Source organism: Sorangium sp. So ce124 (genome assembly GCF_051525235.1).
Classification (GTDB): Bacteria; Myxococcota_A; Polyangia; order Polyangiales; family Polyangiaceae; genus Sorangium; species Sorangium atrum.
This window is the reverse complement of sequence record NZ_CP150312.1, coordinates 5950060-5968583: the sequence shown is the minus strand read 5'-3', so window position 1 is coordinate 5968583 and position 18524 is coordinate 5950060. Positions and strand designations below refer to the sequence as shown.

Genomic DNA, 18524 nt, shown 5'->3' with positions numbered 1-18524 from the left:
TGCGCCGTCCGATGAGGCCTGAGGAGCCGGCGAGCGAGACGCCACGACAACCAGCTTGCGCAGAGCCGGCCAGAGCGCCGCATCGTCACGCTCCGGTGAGCATGCCCGGTGATCTCATGATTCGATTACGCCCCTTGCGTTGCGCCGCGCTGGCCGGGACTCTGGTCCTCGTCCCCTGCGGTGCCCTGTTGGCCTTCGCAGCGGACGCGCGGGCGAGCGACGAGGCCCCTGCCGACGAGGGCGGCGATGGAGCGGCTCCCCAGGCCGAGACAGCGCCGTCGGCGCGCGCTCCGGGCGATGGCGCCGCGCCCGCGGTGCGCCCGCCCGAGCTCACGGGCGCCGTCGAGGCGGCGTATCCGCAGGCGGCGCGCGAGGCGGGGTTGGAGGGGAGCGTCGTGCTGCGGCTGACGATCGACGCGGAAGGGCGTGTCACCCGCGCAGAGGTCGCCGAGCCTGCGGGCCACGGGTTCGACGAGGCCGCGCGGGAAGCCGCGCTGCGCTTACGCTTCACGCCGGCCCGGCGAGGCGACCGGAGCGTCGCGTCGCGCATCCTCTACCGCCACGACTTCCGGCTGCCTGCGCCGCCCCCCGCGGCGGTCCCCGGTGCGGGGATGCCGGCCGGGCGGGCAGTCCCCGTGGCCGCGCCCGTCACAGGCGCCGCCGGTGCCACGCCGGTCGCAGGCGCCGCCGGGGCCGCGCCGGTCGCAAGCGCCGCCGGGGCGGCGCCCGCCACGGGCGCAGCAGGACCAGCGCTGCCCGCGATCGAGGTGAGCGTGCGGGGGGCCTCCGAGGCCGAGCGGCTCCGGACCTCAGCGCAGGCGGTCCAGGTGATCGAGACCGTCGAGGCCAGGCGGCAGGCCGCGGATCTCGGCGAGGTGCTGTCGCGCGCCGAGGGCGTGAGCGTGCGCCGCCTCGGCGGGCTCGGCTCCGACGCGCGCTTCTCGCTGAACGGCCTCACCGACGACCGGATCCGCTTCTTCCTCGACGGCGTGCCGCTCGACCTCGCCGGGCACTCCTTCGGGGTCGCCAACGTGCCTGTCAACCTCGTCGAGCGCGCCGAGATCTACCGCGGCGTCGTCCCGCTGCGCTTCGGCTCGGACGCGCTCGGCGGCGCGGTGAACCTGGTGACCGATCAGGACACGCGCGGCACGGGCGCTGCGGCGTCCTACCAGGTCGGCTCCTTCGGAACGTACCGGCTGACCCTCGGCGCGCGCCACGCGCACGCGCCGAGCGGCCTCTTCGCCCGCGCGAGCGGGTTCGTCGATCGCGCGCGGAACGACACCCCGATCGACGTCATGGCGTTCGACGAGAGCGGGCGCCCGTCGCCCGCACGCGCCCGGCGGTTCCACGATGGCTACGTCGCGGCCGGCGGCGCGGCCGAGGTGGGGGTCATCCGGCGGCCGTGGGCCGACCGCCTGCTCGTTCGCGCCTTCTTCACCTCGCACGACAAGGAGCTGCAGCACGGCCCGCTCGTCACCATGCTCGACGGAAGGGTCACGTCGCCGCCCTTCGGAGAGGCGACCTTCGGCAGGCAGACCGGCGGCGCGCTGCTGCGGTATGCGCAGCCGTTCTTCGGGAGGGCGCGGCTCGACGCCCTCGCGGGGTACTCGTACGCGCGCACGACCTTCCTCGACACGGCCACGTGCACCTACGACTGGTCCGACCGCTGCAAGGAGCGCCCGTATCGGGGGGAGGTCGGGGACGACGCGAACGACCAGCAAGTCCGTCAGCACACCGCCTTCGCCCGCGTCAACGCGGCGTGGCACCCCGCGACAGATCACCTCCTGCGCTTCGGGCTCTCTCCGACCCACGTGACGCGCACCGGGAGGAACCTTGTCGTGGCCGAGCGCGAGAAGGACCCGCTGACCGCGGAGCGGGACCTGTGGAGCGGGGTGGCAGGCGTCGAGTACGAGGCGAGGCCGCTCGACGGCCGGCTCGCGAACATCGCCTTCGCCAAGCTCTACCTGCAGTCGGTCCGCACCCGGGAACACCTGCCGAGCGGCCGGCTCGGCGACGTCGATCGGGCGACCCACCGCGTGGGGGCAGGGGACAGCCTGCGCTTCCGCTTCACCGACGCGCTCTACGCCAAGGCCTCGTACGAGGTCGCCACCCGCCTGCCGACGCCGGAGGAGCTGTTCGGCGACGGAGGGCTCGTCGTCTCGAACGTCCACCTGGAGCCGGAGGCGAGCCACAACGTCAACCTCGGCGTGACCCTGGAGCGCGCGGAGACCCCCGTGGGACAGCTCCGGTTCAACGTCAACGGCTTCGGTCGCTTCACCGAGGATCTGATCACGCTGCAAAGGTTCCTCGGCTACTCGGCGTACGGCAACACGCTGTCGGCGCGATCGGTCGGCTTCGAGTCGACAGCCGGGTGGACCTCTCCGGGTGACTGGCTGTCGGTGGACGGTCACGTCACATGGCAGGACTTCCGGGACGGCTCGACCGACGTTCGCATCCAGAACCTCCCGTACCTGTTCGGCGGCGTCGCCGCGCGCGCGCAGTGGCCCGAGATCGCGGCGCGGCGCGATGTCCTGTCGCTGATCTGGATCACGGATTACGTGCACGCGTTCTTCGTCGGCCCGGAGGGCCGCGGCGCGGCCCGCTCCAAGGCGGAGATCCCGTCGCAGCTCCTGCACACGCTCGCGCTCACGTACCTGGTCGAGCGCGGTGGATGGACGGTGAGCTCGACCGTCGAGGTGCAGAACCTCACCGACGAGAAGGCCTTCAGCTTCCACGGCATCCAGCGCCCCGGGCGAGCGGCGTACGCCAAGCTCGCCTTGAGCCTGTGAGCCGATGTTCGTGCGACGGCAGTTGAAACCCGACACAAGGAGATCCTTCATGTTATTTCGTGCGCGCTACGCGAATGCCCTCCTCTTGACCCTGCTCCTCCCGTGCTTCGTCGCCTGCGGCGACGACACGAGCGATGCCACGAGCAGCGGCGCGGGGGGCGGCGGCGGTGGAGGCACCGGCGCCGGCGGAGCCACCAGCGGCACGGGGGGGACACCCAGCGCGCGGCCGGCGTACGCCCTCACGATCCAGGTGTTCGGGCCGGACGGCGGCGACACCCAGAGCTACATCGCCGTGACGGATGACATCGACTCCGCCGAGGCGCTGTCGCTGGAGAACGCGATCGAGGTGCAGGGGCGCGCCCTCGGCGTCGGGCTGGACGGCGGAGGCGCGGTGTTCGTGGCGAGCGACGCCGCGGCGACCGTGACCCGCTACGACCTCCAGGAGGACGGCAGCCTCGAGGAAGGGGACACCATCAGCTTCCAGGGCAAGGGCCTCGCGAAGATCGGCGAGTACGGCACGCAGTTCCACTTCGTCTCGGAGACCAAGGCGTACTTCTTCGATGGTCCCACCGCCCAGGTGGTCGTCTGGAATCCCGCGGAGATGACGGTGACCGGAGACATTCCGCTCGAGGATCTGGTGATCCCGGACGCCACGCTCACCTATTCTTCCTCGCCGCCGCTTCGCCAGGGCGACGACGTGATCACCTTCGGCGGGTGGCGCGTCGGCCCGGAGGTCCCGAGCGTGGCCGCTGTCATTGTCGTGGACAGCACGACGGACGAGGCGACCGTCGTCACCGACGAACGCTGCGGTTACGTGCGCGATGGGATCGAGGGGCCCGACGGCATGATCTACGTGGCCACCGAGGCGTACGGCGCGGCGGTGCACCGGCTCAACCCCGACAACGCTGCTGCCCCGTGCATGCTGCGCTTCAACCCCGAGACGAGGCAGTTCGATCCCGAGTTCCACGTCGAGCTGAGCGCGCTGTTCGACGGCGACACCGCCGGCTCGCTCCTCGGTGGCCCGGACGGCAAGGCGTTCCTGCGCGTGCTCGACGAGAGCCTCTTCGCGATCGCCGACGACACCCACCCGCGCGTGCTGGCGAGCGCCGCGGCGTGGCGGTGGGCCAGCGTGACGCTCGGCGATACGCCGACCGCCACGGTGCTCGACGCCGCGCCCGGCGGCGGCAGCGTCCTGTCCGTCGCGCTCGGCGACCGCACCTACCTGCTGGAGTTCGAGGGCCAGGAGTCGACGACGCTCCGCGAGATCGGCGAGGACGGGCCCGGTGAGGCGGGCGTGAGCGCGCCTGGGCTCACGTTCTCCGTCGCGAAGATCCGATGACGCTCGCGCCCGATCACGAAGAAGCGATGAGGGACGACGCCGCGCGAGGGCCCCGTTCGCCACGGGGCCCTCGCGGGCGGCCGCGTTACGGCGCGATCATGAAGGTCGTGCGCCGCGTGCACATGTACCTGGGCTTGCTGCTGTTCCCCTGGATACTGCTGTTCGGGATCAGCGGCACGCTCTTCAATCACCCGCAGATCGGGCGAGACATCGACAGCCGGTCGCTCTCGGGAGAGCAGCTGTCGGCGCTCACCGGGTTCCAGCCCTGGGATCCCGGCGAGCTCGCGCGCCAGGTCGTCGAGCAGCTCAACGCCGGCTCGCCCTCGCGCTACACGCTCGATCCGGGGACCCCAGGGGCGTTCTCCGGGTGGCCGCTGCTCGCGGCGCCGAGCGCGGGCGGGGGACGCCAGGTGGTGATCCTGCGCCTCGACGACGGCAGCGCGACGGTCTCCAGCCATCCCCCCGAGCCCGAGGCCCCCGCGCCCCCGTTCGCCGGCGTCGCGATCGACCTGCCTGGATACAGGATGGCGGCGGTGCAGGAGCAGATAAAGGATCTCCTGCCCAGGATCGGCGTCGACGCCGCGGGGCCGCTGCGCGCGCACCCGAAGATCAACCCCGAGCTGCGCTTCGGTATGCGGGACGCGGACGGCCGCGCCTGGAACGTCACATACAACCTGGGCACGGGGCGGCTCGACGGGCGGCCCGCCGGCGCGCGGGGGTGGCCTCGCTTCGTCGAGGTGCTCGAGACGCTTCACAAGACGCATCATTTCCCCGTGCACGGCGGCGTGGCCTGGCTCTGGGCGCTCTTCGCGGACATCACCGGGATCACGCTGGTCGTGTGGGCGCTCAGCGGCCTCGCCATGTGGTGGCAGATGAAGCCATCGCGGGTCCTCGGCGCCCTCGCGATCGCCGCCGCCGTTGCGCTCGCCGCGGTGGTGATGGTCGGCACGGCGTCGGACGCGCTGTTCGGGAACGTCGCGAAGGAAGGCCCCTAGAACACCGAACAGCGCGGAACCAGAGAAATGAACCGCCAAGGACGCCAAGGACGCCAAGGACGCCAAGGACGCCAAGATTATAAATTCATTATCTTCTTGGCGTCCTTGGCGGCTCATTCCTCGCTCGAACGAAGCCAGACCACGATCACGCGCCCAGCGTGGCGCCGCCGTCGACGCAGAGGTCGTGCATCGTGATGTGCCGGGCCTCGTCCGAGAGCAGGAACAGCACCGCGCTGGCGACGTCATCCGTCGTGGCGATCCGGCGCAGCGGGATACCCAGCCGGAACGCCTCGGGGGCGCCGGCGATGACCGCCTGAGCGCCGCGATCGTCCGCCCAGAGCGCGCGCTGCATCGGCGTGTCCGTCGAGCCAGGGGACACCACGTTGCACCGGATGTTGTGCTGCGCGAGCTCCAGGCCGAGGCACTTCGTCCACTGGGCCGCGGCGGCCTTCGAGGCGGCGTAAGCGCCCATGTTCATCCGCGGCGTGCGCGCGGCGTTGGACCCGACCGTCACGATCGACCCCGATCGGCGCGGCACCATGCGGCGCGCCACGGCCCGGCTCACGTTGAACACCCCCCTGGTGTTGACCGCGAAGGTGCGCTCCCAGTCGTCGTCGCTCAGCGAGAGGGCGCCGCCCACGCGCAGCACGCCGGCCACGTTGACAAGGATCTCGAGCGGGCCGAGCTCGCGCTCGATCCGCTCCACCGCGCCCTCGACCGCCTCGCCGTCGGCCACGTCCACTACGAACGCCGCGGCGCGATGGCCGCTCGCCTGGAGATCGGCGACTACGGCGCCCAGGCGCTCCCGGTTCGCGTCCATGGCCGTCACCGCGGCGCCCCGCGCGGCGAGCCTCCGGGCGACGGCCTCGCCGATCCCCTGGGCCGCGCCCGTGACGAGCGCTGCCTTGTGTTTGAACTCCATCGCTCGCTCCCGTCAGGCCCTGTCGAGCCCGTCCATGATCCGGTGCCGCTCCGCGTGGTACGCCTCCTCGGACTGGCTGGCCTTCCAGTAGGGGATCGCGTACAGCGCCCCGCGCCCGAGCCCGCGCTCGTCGAGCAGGTGATCGCGGATCGCGACGACGGACGACGACTCGCCAGCGACCCAGGCGAAGACGCGGCCGTCTGGCCACCCCAGGGCGCGGACGGCCGCCTCGAGCCGGGGGCCCGGGGCGTGCTCGCCCTGCAGGTAGAGCCAGGTCAGCGCGACGTGCGGCGGGTGATCGATCTCCTGCACGTCCGCCGCGTCGGGGACCGCGACGACGGCGTGGCCGCGCGCCGTCTTCGGCAGGGCCTCGAGCAGCGCGCCGATGGCCGGCAGCGCGGAGAGATCGCCGGCCAGGAGGTACCAGTCCGCGGGACCGAGCATCGGATCGGGGCCGCCCGGTCCGGCGATGCCGATGCGGTCGCCCGGCCTGGCGTGGTGGGCCCACCGCGACGCGGGGCCGTCGTCCCCGTGCAGGACGAAGTCCACGCCCAGCTCGCCGGCCTGCGCGTCGTACCTGCGCACCGAGTACGTGCGCGTGATCGGCCGCCGCGGCATCGGAGGCCAGACGGGGCCGTCCGGGCCCAGCGTGGGCAGCTCCGGCGCCGCCTGGTCGCCGCGCGGGAAGAAGACCTTGATGTGCGCGCCGCCGCAGCGCGCGGGGAACCCCGCGATCGCCTCGCCGCCCAGCGTGATCCGCCGCATGCGGGGGGAGATCGCGGTCGTGCACAGCACCTCGAGCAGGCGCGGCGGGGTGCGCGCCACCGGCCCGGGCGGGGATGTCGCGACGCGATTCATGGTGACCTGTGCCATGGGGAAGCCGTCGTGGGGCAAGCTCGGCCGGTCAGCCTGTAGCTTCCTGGATGGGCGCCTCCGCGCGGTGCCGGGGCGCCGGCCTCGCCTCGCGCGGCAGCCGGGTCGACAGGAGCTCCCACCAGTGCCCGAGCGTCGGCAGCTCGGCGAGGTCGACGAACGCGACGTCGATCCCCGCGGCGCGCCACTGCTCGACGAGCGTCATGAGCCGTATCGAGTCGAGCCCCAGATCGAGGACGTTGTCGCGATCGGAGATCGCCGAGGGGAGCTGGTCGAGGACCTCGGCCACCTCGCCGCGCAGGCGCTCGACCCACGGCGTCCGGTCCTGCGTCCCCCCGAGCGGCGCCGGCGCCTCGCGCCGCAGGGTGCTCGCCCGCTCGCGGGGCGCGAGCGCGGCGAGGACGTCGCTCGTCGGCAGCGCGACGCCGCACCGCTGCGCGACGTAGGTGATGGCCATGTCGTGCTGCTGCCGGGAGAAATCGGCGGTCCCGTCGGTCACGAGGAACGGCTGGACGTCGTTCATGAACGCCTCGCACGCGGTCAGCAGGCACCCGATGTGCGCGTACACGCCGCACACGATCAGCTGATCGCGGCCCCACCGGCGCATGAGATCCAGGAGCTCCGTCCGCTGGAAGGCGCTGTAACGCCACTTGGTGAGCACGGTGTCGGCGCTTCCAGGCGCGAGCTCGCGCACGATCTCGTGTTTGTCGGGCTGCTGCGTCAGCCCGGGCCCCCAGAGATCCGTCAGCAGACCGCGCTGGGCCCTCGTCTGCTCGGCGGGCTGCTTCGTGTAGACGACCGGGATCCCGCTCGCCGCGCACCGCTCCCGAAGCAGGCGAGCATTGGCGATCAGCTCGACCATCGGGGACGCGCTCGCGTCGTAGAAGCCGAGGAAATACTCCTGCATATCGTGGATCAAGAGGACGGAGCGCCCCGGATCCGGCCGCCATGACGCCCGGCTCTCCGGGAGCTCGTCGGCTCGTGGCATGCGATAGGTCTGGATGCGGGGGATGGCCATGGTCGTTCCTCTCTCTCCTCGTCTCTTCTGGTCGCAGCGCTCCTGTCGATGGAACGGGCCGCGGGCGTCGCTGCGCCGCCTCGGCCCGCGCTGTCCTCTCAGGCGCGCGCTCCCTGCGCGAGCCTGTCGGCGATCCACCGGCGGAGCGCCTTCTTGTCCACCTTGCCGACGCTCGTCGTCGGGAGGGCGTCGAGCCACTCGATGCGATCGGGCACCTTGTACTGGGCGACGCCGCGCTCGCGCAGGAAGGCGTTGATCTCCCTCGCCGGCGGCGGCTGCCCGCGCGCCACGAGGAACGCGCACGATCGCTCGCCGAGGTGGGCGTCCGGCATGGCGACGAGCGCCGCGTCGCGCACCGCCGGGTGGGCGAGGACGTGGTTCTCGACCTCCTCGGCCGCGATCTTCTCGCCGCCGCGGTTGATCTGATCCTTGGCGCGGCCCTCCACGACGAGGTAGCCGGCGGCGGTCCGCCGCACGAGATCGCCCGTGCGGTAGAAGCCGTCGCGCGTGAACGCCTTCTCGTTGTGCGCGTCGGCCCTGTAATAGCCGCGGATCGTGTAGGGCCCTCGCGTGAGCAGGTGGCCGACCTGCCCGGGCTCGACGTCGCGGTCGTCGTCGTCCACGACGCGGACCTCGTCGTGGGGCGAGATGGGCCTGCCCTGCGTCTCGAGCGCGATGGCGTCGGGGTCGTCGAGGCGGGTGTAGTTGACGAGCCCCTCCGCCATCCCGAACACCTGCTGCACCTTGCAGCCCAGGGTCGGCCCCACGCGGCGCGCGACCTCCGCGGGGAGCCTGGCGCCGCCCACCTGGAGCACCTTCAAGCTCGACAGGTCGTGCCGCGCCGTCCGGGCCGACTCCAGCCAGACCGAGACCAGCGGCGGCACGAGCGCGGTCAGCGTGACCCGCTCCCGTTCGATCCACGGGAACGCCTCGTCCGGGCTGGGGCGGCGGCAGAGCACAACGCGGCCGCCGGCGTGGAGCGCGCCGAGGCTCCCGGGCGAGCTGAGCGTGAAGTTGTGCGCGACGGGGAGGACCGCGAGGTAGACGCTGCCCTCGTCGAGCCCGCAGATCTCGGCGCTGGCCCGCACGCTGTAGAGGTAGTCGTCGTGCGTCCGCGGGATGAGCTTCGGTACGCCGGTGCTCCCGCCGGACAGCTGGAAGAAGGCGACGTCCCCCGCGGCGGGCTCCGGGAGCTCGACGGGCTCCCGGTCCAGGCTCGAGAGCGCCGTGTGCTCGCCCGGCTCGCCGGCCACGAGCACGTGCCGCAAGGTCCCGACGTCGCGCCGGATCTGGCTCGCCAGCTCCCGGTAATCGAACCCGCCGTCCCGGTCGGCGATGACGTACGCGACCGCCCCTGTGTGCTCGCAGAAGTACGCGATCTCGGCGCGCCGGTGCGCGGGCAGGGCCAGCACGGGGAGCGCCCCGAGCCGGAAGAGCGCGAAGCACACCTCGAAGAACTCCGCGATGTTCGGGAGCTGGACGACGACGCGATCCCCCGGCCGGAGCCCGAGGTGCAGGAGGCCCGCGGCGAGGCGATCGGCGCGCCGATCGAGCTCACCGTAGCTCACCCGGCGATCGCCGCCGACGAGCGCGACCCGATCCGGGTGCCGCGCGGCCCGCTCGCGGAGCAGGCGCCCGAAGGTCTCGCCGCGCCAGTAGCCGGCGCGCCGGTAGAGATCGGCCATCTCGGCCGGCCACGGAGTCCAGCCGTCGAGCGCCTGCGTTCGCGCCTGCGCGGGCGCCTGCCGGCTTTCCTCCGGAGAGCTCATGCCCTCTCCGGCGCCTTGTCGAGGCCGAGCGCGTTCAGCATCGTCCCGAGCTTGGCGGTGGTCTCGGCGAGCTCGTGCTCGCCGTTCGAGCCGATGACGATCCCGGCCCCGGCATAGAGGCGGAGCGCCCGGCCGGCGACGTCGGCGCAGCGGATGACGACCGCCCACTCGCCGTCGCCGCTGGCGTCGGACCAGCCCACGAGCCCCGTGAAGAACCCGCGATCGAACCGCTCGATCGCCTCGATGGCGTCGCGGGCGCGGTCCGTGGGGTATCCGCACACCGCGGGGGTCGGGTGCAGCGCTGTGGCCAGCTTCATCGAGGAGATCGAGAGATCGCGCAGCTCCCCGGTGAGCCGGCTCGACAGGTGCCACAGCGTCGGGGTCTGCGTGAGCGAAGGCTCGTCGGGGACGCTGAGGCGCCGGCAGAACGGCCGGAGCGCGGCGGCCACGGCGTCGACGACGATGGCGTGCTCGTGCCGGTCTTTCTCGGACGCGAGCAGGGCGATCGCCCGCCGGCGGTCCTCGTCGGGGTCCGGGCTGCGGACCGCGGAGCCGGCGAGCGGATTGGCGATCACCCGGAGCCCGGAGCGCGACAGGAGCAGCTCCGGGCTCGCGCCGAGGAGCGTCCGCGCGCGCGACATCGCGACGCCGCGCTCCGCGCCGGAGAGCCCCGCGGTCGGATCCGAGAGGTTGGCGGCGAAGGTGTAGCCGTTCCGGTTCTGCTGCGAGAGGCGCTGGAGGACGAGGCGGAGATCGACAGGCTCTCGCACGACCATCTCCAGCATCCTGGAGAGGACCACCTTGCTCAGCACCTCGGACCGCATCAGGCCCACCGCCGTCTCGACGCCGCGCACGTAGTCGCGGGGCTCCGGGACCTGGCGCAGCTCCTGGATGGCAATCGGCAGGTGCGCTCTCGGCGACTCCGACGTGTGGTTGAGCGGGCCTGCGCTCTGGATCGTCCGCGGCACGATGAGGTGAGCGGGCGACGTGCTGTTGAACGGCACCGCGCCGACCACCATGGGGAGGCCCTGGCCGGCGCCGGCCCTCGAGGCCGCCGCGAGCACCCTTGTCACGCGGTCCGCGAGGCGATCGCCCTGATCCGCGCCGTTCGGCTCGAGGATCATGTCGTGTACGCCCTGCGCGAGGAGGGTGCGTGTCGGCGACGCGAAGAAGAACGCCGACTCGGGGGTGTATTGCTTCAACAGCTGCCCTGCGTTCACCGCGGGCAGCGCGGCAGAGGCCGGCATCGAGATGGAACTCGTCACATTCAGCTCCGATGGGCGTCGAGAGCCACGTGGGCTCGGGTCATCGGGCGCTGGACGTCAGGTCTCGGGCCGCTTGATTCTGATAAAGAAAATCAGTTTCAAGTAACTCATGGCACGGCCGAGCAGGACTGTCAAGGGACTCCCGATTCTGTCTCGGGTGTGTGCCGCCGGTGGGGCCCGTGGACGGGGCGTTCCGGGGCTTCGCTTCTGCGTTGACATCCTGCGTGACGGGTGCGACGAGTCGCCCCGCCATCGGTGCTCGTCCGGCCATCGCCGGGCGAGCTGAAAAGGGAACCCGGTGAGAATCCGGGACTGCCCCCGCAGCGGTGAACGGGAACGACGATCACCAAGAAGCACTGGGCATGCACCAGAGCAGCCTGGGAAGCGGTGATCCGTAGGAGAGCGGCCGGCGACGGCCGCAGCGCCCGTGAGTCCGAAGACCTGCCGAAGGTGCGCGCGCCGGTGCGCTGGCGCGCGCTGACCTGAGCCTTCGAGGGGAAGGCGCGCAGGCCCTCGACCACCTCGCTCGCGCGCGGTGCCGTGGCCCGTCACGCAGCCCCCTCGCTTCGGCTCTCGGCTCACCCGGAGCAGCGCGGGGTCGACGCGGGCAGGCGGCGCGTGAATGGTTGATTCCTCTGATCGTCGGTCGCGTCGGCGCCGGAGCGCCGGCGCGGCGTGCTGGCTCGCGCTCGCGGTCGGCAGCGCCGTGGCAGCCTCGCATGCCGCCCGGGCCGACGATCGGCGCAGGCCGGCGGGCGAGCAGGGGGGCGATCGCGCCGTCGCTCCGCCGGAGACAGCCCCGCTGGAGGTGCGCGTCGAGGGGGATCGCCTGCGCGCGCCCGCGCCGCCCAAGGACAGGTCCGTCGCGGGGTCGGTGCTGAGCCGCGATCGCCTCACCGGCGCGGGGCTCGGGGCGGCGGACGTGCTCCGCACGCAGCCGGGCGTCCGCGTGGAGGAGTCGGGCGGCTTCGGCGGGCCGGCGACCGCGGCCCTCCGGGGAGCGACCGCCACGCAGACGCCTGTGTACCTCGCCGGCGTCCGCCTGAACGACGACGTCGTGGGGACGGCGGATCTCTCGCTCGTGCCCCTCTGGCTCATCGAGCGCGTCGAGATCTACCGCGGCAACGCCCCCATCGAGGCCGACCGCCTCGGCCCCGGCGGCGCGATCTTCTTCGAGCCGCGGCGGCCTTCCCGGACGACGGCCGGCGTGGGGGCGACGGCGGGCTCGCTCGGCGCGCGGCGCGGGTGGGCGTTCGCCGGCGCCAGCGCGGGGCCGGTGAGCTCGATCGTCGGGGTGAGCGCCGAGGCCGCGGAGAACCGCTACACGTTCGTGGACGATCGCGGGACGCTCTTCGACGAGAGCGACGACACCCTGGAGCGCCGGCAGAACGCCGACGTGCGCACGATCGACGCGTGGGCGCTCGCGCGCGTCGAGCTCGGGGGCGGCGCGATCGTCGACGTGATCGCGAACGGCACCGATCGCGAGCAGGGGATGCCGAGGCTCGCGCTCCTGCCGTCCCGGAGAGCGCGGGGGGAGTCGCGGCGCGCGCTGACGTCCGTCGTGGCGCGGGTGCCGTTCGGCGGCGAGGCGCAGCACGCGATCGAGGCGCGCACCTCGTTCATCGAGGCGCGCTCGGAGGTCCACGACCCCCTCTTCGAGCTCGCGCTGCTCACGCCGGAGCTCCGCCTCGCCGGCCGCCGCCTGGAGCAGACGCTCGGGGCGACGCTCTCCTTCGTCGACCGGCTCCGGGTGCGGCCCGTGCTCTCGGTCGCGCGCGAGGGCATCTCGCGCGCGCCGGACGACGTCCCGCTCGCGCGGGCGCGGCGCTCGTTCGCGCGCGGCGCTGTCAGCGCGGAGGTGCGCCTCGGCGAGGGGCTCGCGCTGCACGCCCTCGCGAGCGGGGAGTGCCACGCCACCGGCGCGGACCGGGAGCGCCCTTGCGACGTGCTCGTCCCGACCGGGCGGGTCGGCGTGGAGGCGGGGAGCGACCGGATCCGGCTCCTCGCGACCGTGGGCCGCTACGTCCGCGTCCCGACGCTCGGCGAGGTGTACGGCGTCTCCGGCGTCGTCCACGGCAACGTGGAGCTCGAGCCGGAGTCCGGCGCCACGATCGAGGCCGGGATCCGGGCGCAGACGGGGCGCGGCGCCGTCGTGCGCGGCGCCTTCATCGACGCGTTCGCGTTCGGGAGCGCGGTCTCCGGGCTCGTCGCATACGAGAAATCCGGCCAGGGCTACGTGAGCCCGTACAACGTCGGCCGCGCCCGCGTCATGGGCGCAGAGCTCCTGGCCGGGGTCGAGGTGACCCCGTTCCTCCGCGCCGAGATCGCGGCGACGCTGCTCGACCCGCGGGACACGACGCCGGCGCGGACGACGAGGAACGACATCCTCCCGTTCCGCTCGCGCCTCGTCGTCGCGCCGCGCCTGCACGCCGAGTGGAAGCGCCCGGGCGGCGCCGTGTTCTCGGGCGCGTCGGGCGAGCTCCGGGCCGTGTACCAGTCGAGCCGGTACGCCGATCCCGCAGGCCTCGGCGTGATCGCGGAGCAAGCGACCGTCGACCTCGACGCGGAGGCGAGGTGGCTCGGCGGGCACCTCGCGGTGAGGGGTCGCGTCGCGGACCTCCTGGACGCGCGGCGCACGGATGTCGTCGGGTATCCGCTCCCGGGACGGAGCGTGTTTTTCACACTGGAGTCAACATGGTGAAGATCAGTCTATCTGCGATCGCGATCTCGATTCCGCTCCTCGGCTGCAACGTGGGTTCACCGCCGCCGTCGACGGGCGGCGTCCACGGCGGCGGCGACGGCGACGCGTGCGAGAGCGGCGTCGTCATCGTGACGAGCGACTACCAGTCGACGAACATCGTTGTGTCGGAGCTCGACGGGACCACCCTGTCGCCCTCCTTCGTGTCGAGCGGCGCGGCGAAGCCGGGGCTCAGCCTCGCGCTGTCCGGCGACGTCGACGTCCCGCGGGCGGCGCCGCCGTCCGGCCGCGTGGTCCTGCTCGATCGGTTCGGCACGAACGTGATCACCTGGATGGATCTCGAGACCGCCGAGGTCCTCGCGCAGCTCCCGGTCGGGCAGGGGTTCGAGTCGAACCCGCAGGACTACATCGAGGTGGACGCGGACCGCGCGCTCGTGTCGCGCTACGGGAGCAACCCGAGCCCGGGCGTGGAGCCGTTCGACGAGGGCGGCGATCTCCTGATCGTCGACACGAAGAAGTACTCCATCGCAGGGCGCATCGCCCTGCCGGAGGAGGAAGAGGGGCTCCTGCCGCGCCCGTCGGGGATGGCGCGCGTCGGTGACGACGTGGTCGTGGCCCTCGGCCGGCTCGCCGCGGACCTCTCGACCGCGGGTGAAGGGCGCTTCGTGGGCGTCTCGCCGGAGCAGGGCGCCGTCACATGGACTGTCGACGTGCAGGGGCTCTACGGCTGCGGGCGCCTCGCCGTGTCGCCCTCGGGAGAGCGGCTGGCGGTGGCCTGCTCGAGCCGCTTCAACGCCGAAACGATGGAGTACGACCCGGCGACGAGCGACATCGTGATCTACGACGCTCGCACCTCGCCCCCGGAGGAGATCAAGCGGCTCGGCGTGGCCCGGGCGCTCGGCGCCGCGGTCCAGCCCACGCTCGCCTTCGCCTCCGAGGACGTCCTCCTCGGGACGGCCTACGCGGGCAGCGCGTCCGCCGGGGATCGCGCCTTCTCCGTGAGCATCGCCACGGGTGAGGTCACGACGCTCGCCCTGGCAACCCAGGCCTACGCCTTCGGCGGCGTCCACTGCTCGCCCGGCTGCGGCGACGTCTGCCTGCTGAGCGACGCGGAGAGGAACAAGCTCCGGCGCTGGCAGGTGACGGCGAACGGCGCGCTCGAGCCGCTGGAGGACGCGACCGTCGACACGGAGATCGGGCTCCCGCCGCGAGGGATCGGCGGGCTCTGATCGGCCCCGCGGGCGGTAGGTTGATCGACGTCAGAACGAGGCGTCGAGGACGACCTCGCCGGAGACGCCGACCTGGTACGCGGAGACGCGGCGCTCGAAGAAGTTCGTGACCTCCTGGACGTCTTGGAGATCCATGAACGAGAACGGGTTCTTCGCCCCGTAGCGCTTCGGCATGCCGAGCGTGGCGAGCCGCTGGTCGGCGCAGAACTCGAGGTAGCGGCGCACGTCGCGCGCCGACATGCCCGCCACGCCGGCGCCGAGGAGATCCTCGGCGAACCGGGCCTCGCAGGCGATCGCCTCATCCATCATGTCGAGGATCGACTGAGAGAGCCCGGCGTCGAAGAGCTCGGGCTCCTCGCGCCGCACCGTGCTCACGACCTCGAAGGCGAAGCGCATGTGCGCGCTCTCGTCGCGGAAGACCCAGCTCGTCCCCGCGGCCAGCCCGTGGAGCAGGCCGCGCGAGCGCAGGAAGTACACGTACGCGAACGCGCCGAAGAAGAAGAGCCCCTCGACGCACGCGGCGAAGCAGATGAGGTTCAGCAGGAACCGCCGCCGATCGGCGCGCGAGTCCAGCCGGCCCAGCGACTCGATGGAATCGATCCACCGCATGCAGAAATCGGCCTTCTGGCGGATCGAGGGGATGTTCTCGACGGCCGCGAAGGCGCGGTGACGGTCCTCGGGATCGGGGATGTACGTGTCGAGGAGCGTCAGATAGAACTGGACGTGAAGCGCCTCTTCGTAGAGCTGCCGCGACAGGTACATCCGCGCCTCCGGGGCGTTGATGTGCCTGTACAGGTTGAGGACGAGGTTGTTCGCCACGATGGAGTCTCCCGTGGCGAAGAACGCGACGAGGCGCTGCACGAGGTGCCGCTCCGCGTCGGTCATCTTCCGCAGGTCGCCCACGTCCGTGGAGAAGTCGACCTCCTCCACGGTCCACGTGTTCTTGATGGAGGAGCGGTACATCTCGAAGAAGGTCGGATAGGCCATCGGGCGCAGCGTGAGGCACTGGCCCGGATCCAGGAGGCGCGCGGGGCGGCTGACGCGGCTCACTGGCAGGCCTCGCAGGCTTCGGGGTTCTCGAGCGCGCACGCCACGTCCGCGGCCGCCTTCGCCGGCGGCGCCTGTCCCCAGCCGCCCTCGCGGCGCGGCGCGGCGCCGCCCTCGGGCGTGCGGTCGGGCGCCGCCTCCACGGTCGCCTTGGCGATGCGCGTCGCGGGGCGCGATCGCAGGTAGTAGGTCGTCTTGAGCCCCTTCTTCCATGCGTGGAAGTACATGCTCGAGAGCTGACCGATGGTGGGGTTCTCGACGAAGAGGTTCAGCGACTGGCTCTGATCGATGAAGGCGCCGCGATCCGCGGCCATGTCGATGAGCGAGCGCATCGGGATCTCCCACGCGGTCCGGTACACGGCGCGCAGCTGCTCGGGCAGCTCGTCCATGCCCTGGACCGAGCCCTCCGCGAGCTTGAGCCGGGTGCGCGCAGCGTCGTTCCACGCGCCGAGCCGCTTGAGCTCCGCGACCAGGTAGCGGTTCATCTGCAGGAAGTCCCCAGAGAGCGTCTCGCGCTTGAAGAGGTTGGACACCTGCGGCTCGATGCACTCGTAGCAGCCCGCGATCGACGCGATGGTGGCCGTCGGCGCGATGGCGACGAGCAGCGAGTTCCTGAGCCCCTCGGCCTGGACGCGCGCGCGGAGCGCCTCCCAGCGGGCCGTGTCCTCCGGGACGACGTTCCACGCGTCGAACTGGAGCTCTCCGCGCGCGGCGCGCGTCTCGTCGAACGCCGGGTGTCGCCCCTTCTCCGCCGCGAGGTCCGCGGACGTCGAGAGCGCGTGGTAATACACCTCCTCCGAGATCCGCCTGGAGAGCTCCCGCGCGGCCGGGGCGTCGAAGGGCAGGCGCATCTGGAAGAACACGTCCTGCAGGCCCATGAGCCCGAGCCCGACAGGCCGCCAGCGGAGGTTCGATCGCCTCGTCGAGGGGATGGGGTAGTAGTTGAGGTCGATGACGCGGTCGAGCTGGCGGACCGCGGTCCGCACCGTGCGCGCGAGCTTCTCGAAGTCGAACGCGACCGCGCCGTCCGCCAGCGTGGTCGTGTGGCGAGCGAGGTTGATCGAGCCCAGGTTGCAGACGGCCGACTCCTCGTTCGAGGTCACCTCCAGGATCTCGGTGCAGAGGTTCGAGAGGTGCACAATCCGGCCCGGCAGCGCCGTCTGGTTGCAGGCGCGGTTCGACTTGTCCTTGAACGTCATCCAGCCGTTGCCGGTCTGCGCGAGCGTGCGCATCATCCGCGCGTAGAGCTCGCGGGCCTTCATCGTCTTCTTGGCGAGGCCCGCCCGCTCGGCCTCGACGTAGCGACGATCGAACTCCTCCCCGTAGAGATCGGGGAGATCGCGCACGTCCTTCGGGTCGAACAGGCTCCAGTCGCCGTCGGCCTCGACCCGCTTCATGAAGAGGTCCGGGACCCAGCTCGCGAGGTTCAGGTTGTGCGTGCGCGCGGCCTCATCGCCCGTGTTGTCGCGCAGCGAGAGGAACTCCTCGACGTCGGCGTGCCACGGCTCGAGGTAGACGCAGCACGCGCCCTTGCGCTTGCCGCCCTGGTTAACGGCCGCGACGGACGCGTCGAGCGTCTTGAGCCAAGGCACGATCCCGCTGGAGTGCCCGTTGGTGCTCTCGATGAGCGAGCCGCGCGAGCGCACCCGGTGGTAGGCGAGCCCGATGCCGCCCGAGAACTTCGAGAGCATCGCGACGTCGGTGTAGCGCTGGTAGATGGTCTCGAGGTGATCGTCCGGCGAGTCGAGCAGAAAGCAGCTCGAGAGCTGCTCGTGGCTCGTCCCGGCGTTGAACATCGTCGGTGAGCTCGGGAGGTAATCGAGCGACGAGAAGAGCCGGTAGAGCTCGACGGCCTGCGCCGCCGTCTCGGAGAGCGCGCACGCGATGCGCAGGAAGAACTGCTGCGGCGTCTCGATGACGAGGCGCGTCTCGGGGTGCTTGAGCAGGTAGCGGTCGTAGAGCGTCCGCAGGCCGAAGTACTCGAGCTCGTGGTCGCGCCCCGGCTCGATGGCGTCGTTCAGCTTGCGGGCGGTCTGCGCGACGAAGCCGTGGAGCCGATCGTTGATGAGGCCCAGCCGCCGCCCCACGGCGATCGACTGCGAGAAGGCGTGGATCTCCTGATTGCGGACCTCCTTGTCGATGTAGGTCGCGAGCAGGCGCGCCGCGAGCTTCGCGTACTGGGGCTCATCGGCGATGAGCGACGCCGCCGTCTGGATGGAGAGCTGATCGAGCTCGCGCGTCGTCGCGCCGTTGTAGAGGCCGCTGATGGTCTTTGTCGCGACGCGGAGCGCGTCGACGTCGGACAGGGCCGCGCAGGAGCGGCTCACCGCCCGGACGATCTTGTTGACGTCGACTGGCTCGCTCGAGCCGTTGCGCTTCTTCACGCGCATCGTCGTGTGCGGGTGCGTCTCCTCCGCGCCGGCGCTCGTCATGGCGGGCGCATGGGGCGCGTGGAGTGCGTGGGGCGCGCGCAACGGCGCCGCGCCGTTGCTCTTCACCAACGGTTCGTTCAGCATGGCATCCTCCTCGTCGTGCTCGTCCCGAGCGGTCACGGACCGCTCGCGTCGATGCCGCGAGAAC

General features: G+C 72.0%; 12 protein-coding genes and 1 riboswitch. Of the genes, 5 read left to right on the top strand and 7 right to left on the bottom strand.

Annotation, left to right across the window (positions count from 1 at the left end; genetic code table 11):
• Positions 1 to 116: 116 nt before the first annotated feature.
• The 3 genes from mxcH to WMF19_RS22310 all read left to right on the top strand — a co-directional run bounded on the left by mxcH (position 117) and on the right by WMF19_RS22310 (position 5123).
• A complete protein-coding gene (mxcH, locus tag WMF19_RS22320) occupies positions 117 to 2789 on the top strand; it encodes a TonB-dependent siderophore myxochelin receptor MxcH (RefSeq protein ID WP_437900922.1) in 2673 nt (890 codons plus the stop codon).
• A 49-nt stretch (positions 2790 to 2838) separates the two neighbouring features.
• The gene (locus WMF19_RS22315; RefSeq protein WP_437900921.1) at positions 2839 to 4128 is read left to right on the top strand and encodes a hypothetical protein; all 1290 of its coding nucleotides are present in this window, start codon (positions 2839 to 2841) and stop codon (positions 4126 to 4128) included.
• 98 nt (positions 4129 to 4226) lie between these two features.
• Positions 4227 to 5123 (top strand): PepSY domain-containing protein, encoded by an 897-nt coding sequence (locus WMF19_RS22310; protein WP_437900920.1) that lies wholly within the window; start codon positions 4227 to 4229, stop codon positions 5121 to 5123.
• A gap of 145 nt (positions 5124 to 5268) precedes the next feature.
• Here the strand turns inward: WMF19_RS22310 and WMF19_RS22305 are convergent, their stop codons facing one another.
• From WMF19_RS22305 to dhbC, 5 genes are all read right to left on the bottom strand, one after another.
• The gene (locus WMF19_RS22305) at positions 5269 to 6045 is read right to left on the bottom strand and encodes a 2,3-dihydro-2,3-dihydroxybenzoate dehydrogenase (protein WP_437900919.1); all 777 of its coding nucleotides are present in this window, start codon (positions 6043 to 6045) and stop codon (positions 5269 to 5271) included.
• Between the two features lie 12 nt (positions 6046 to 6057).
• Positions 6058 to 6918: a siderophore-interacting protein gene (locus tag WMF19_RS22300; RefSeq protein ID WP_437900918.1), complete on the bottom strand. Its 861-nt coding sequence runs from the start codon at positions 6916 to 6918 to the stop codon at positions 6058 to 6060.
• Between the two features lie 31 nt (positions 6919 to 6949).
• Positions 6950 to 7936, bottom strand: a complete 987-nt coding sequence (locus WMF19_RS22295) for an isochorismatase family protein (protein ID WP_437900917.1) — start codon at positions 7934 to 7936, stop codon at positions 6950 to 6952.
• A gap of 98 nt (positions 7937 to 8034) precedes the next feature.
• Positions 8035 to 9705, bottom strand: coding sequence for a (2,3-dihydroxybenzoyl)adenylate synthase (locus WMF19_RS22290; protein WP_437900916.1), 1671 nt, complete (start codon positions 9703 to 9705; stop codon positions 8035 to 8037).
• The gene (gene dhbC / locus WMF19_RS22285) at positions 9702 to 10952 is read right to left on the bottom strand and encodes an isochorismate synthase DhbC (RefSeq protein WP_437900915.1); all 1251 of its coding nucleotides are present in this window, start codon (positions 10950 to 10952) and stop codon (positions 9702 to 9704) included. Before dhbC ends, WMF19_RS22290 begins: the two co-directional genes overlap by 4 nt.
• Positions 10953 to 11206: 254 nt before the next feature.
• Positions 11207 to 11433: riboswitch (cobalamin riboswitch) on the top strand.
• Between the two features lie 243 nt (positions 11434 to 11676).
• Between dhbC and WMF19_RS22280 the strand changes: the two genes are divergently transcribed.
• Positions 11677 to 13671 (top strand): TonB-dependent receptor domain-containing protein, encoded by a 1995-nt coding sequence (locus tag WMF19_RS22280; RefSeq protein ID WP_437900914.1) that lies wholly within the window; start codon positions 11677 to 11679, stop codon positions 13669 to 13671.
• Positions 13665 to 14897, top strand: a complete 1233-nt coding sequence (locus WMF19_RS22275) for a hypothetical protein (RefSeq protein WP_437900913.1) — start codon at positions 13665 to 13667, stop codon at positions 14895 to 14897. Before WMF19_RS22280 ends, WMF19_RS22275 begins: the two co-directional genes overlap by 7 nt.
• A 30-nt stretch (positions 14898 to 14927) precedes the next feature.
• On the opposite strand, the gene WMF19_RS22270 is transcribed toward WMF19_RS22275, so the two are convergent.
• Both WMF19_RS22270 and WMF19_RS22265 read right to left on the bottom strand, forming a co-directional pair.
• Entirely contained in the window at positions 14928 to 15884 is a 957-nt protein-coding gene (locus tag WMF19_RS22270) for a ribonucleotide-diphosphate reductase subunit beta (RefSeq protein ID WP_437901657.1), read from the bottom strand.
• Between the two features lie 59 nt (positions 15885 to 15943).
• Positions 15944 to 18460 carry a ribonucleoside-diphosphate reductase subunit alpha gene (locus WMF19_RS22265; RefSeq protein WP_437900912.1) on the bottom strand — a complete coding sequence of 839 codons (2517 nt, stop codon included), beginning with the start codon at positions 18458 to 18460 and terminating at the stop codon, positions 15944 to 15946.
• Between the last annotated feature and the right edge of the window lie 64 nt (positions 18461 to 18524).

Excerpts from the sequence above, each read along its gene's own strand:
- mxcH (WP_437900922.1), top strand. The coding sequence starts at position 117 with ATGATTCGATTACGCCCCTTGCGTTGCGCCGCGCTGGCCGGGACTCTG.
- WMF19_RS22310 (WP_437900920.1), top strand. The coding sequence starts at position 4,227 with ATGAAGGTCGTGCGCCGCGTGCACATGTACCTGGGCTTGCTGCTGTTC.
- dhbC (WP_437900915.1), bottom strand. The coding sequence starts at position 10,952 with ATGCCGGCCTCTGCCGCGCTGCCCGCGGTGAACGCAGGGCAGCTGTTG.
- WMF19_RS22270 (WP_437901657.1), bottom strand. The coding sequence starts at position 15,884 with ATGGCCTATCCGACCTTCTTCGAGATGTACCGCTCCTCCATCAAGAAC.
- WMF19_RS22265 (WP_437900912.1), bottom strand. The coding sequence starts at position 18,460 with ATGCTGAACGAACCGTTGGTGAAGAGCAACGGCGCGGCGCCGTTGCGC.
- WMF19_RS22305 (WP_437900919.1), bottom strand. The coding sequence starts at position 6,045 with ATGGAGTTCAAACACAAGGCAGCGCTCGTCACGGGCGCGGCCCAGGGG.
- WMF19_RS22300 (WP_437900918.1), bottom strand. The coding sequence starts at position 6,918 with ATGGCACAGGTCACCATGAATCGCGTCGCGACATCCCCGCCCGGGCCG.
- WMF19_RS22295 (WP_437900917.1), bottom strand. The coding sequence starts at position 7,936 with ATGGCCATCCCCCGCATCCAGACCTATCGCATGCCACGAGCCGACGAG.
- WMF19_RS22290 (WP_437900916.1), bottom strand. The coding sequence starts at position 9,705 with ATGAGCTCTCCGGAGGAAAGCCGGCAGGCGCCCGCGCAGGCGCGAACG.
- WMF19_RS22315 (WP_437900921.1), top strand. The coding sequence starts at position 2,839 with ATGTTATTTCGTGCGCGCTACGCGAATGCCCTCCTCTTGACCCTGCTC.
- WMF19_RS22275 (WP_437900913.1), top strand. The coding sequence starts at position 13,665 with ATGGTGAAGATCAGTCTATCTGCGATCGCGATCTCGATTCCGCTCCTC.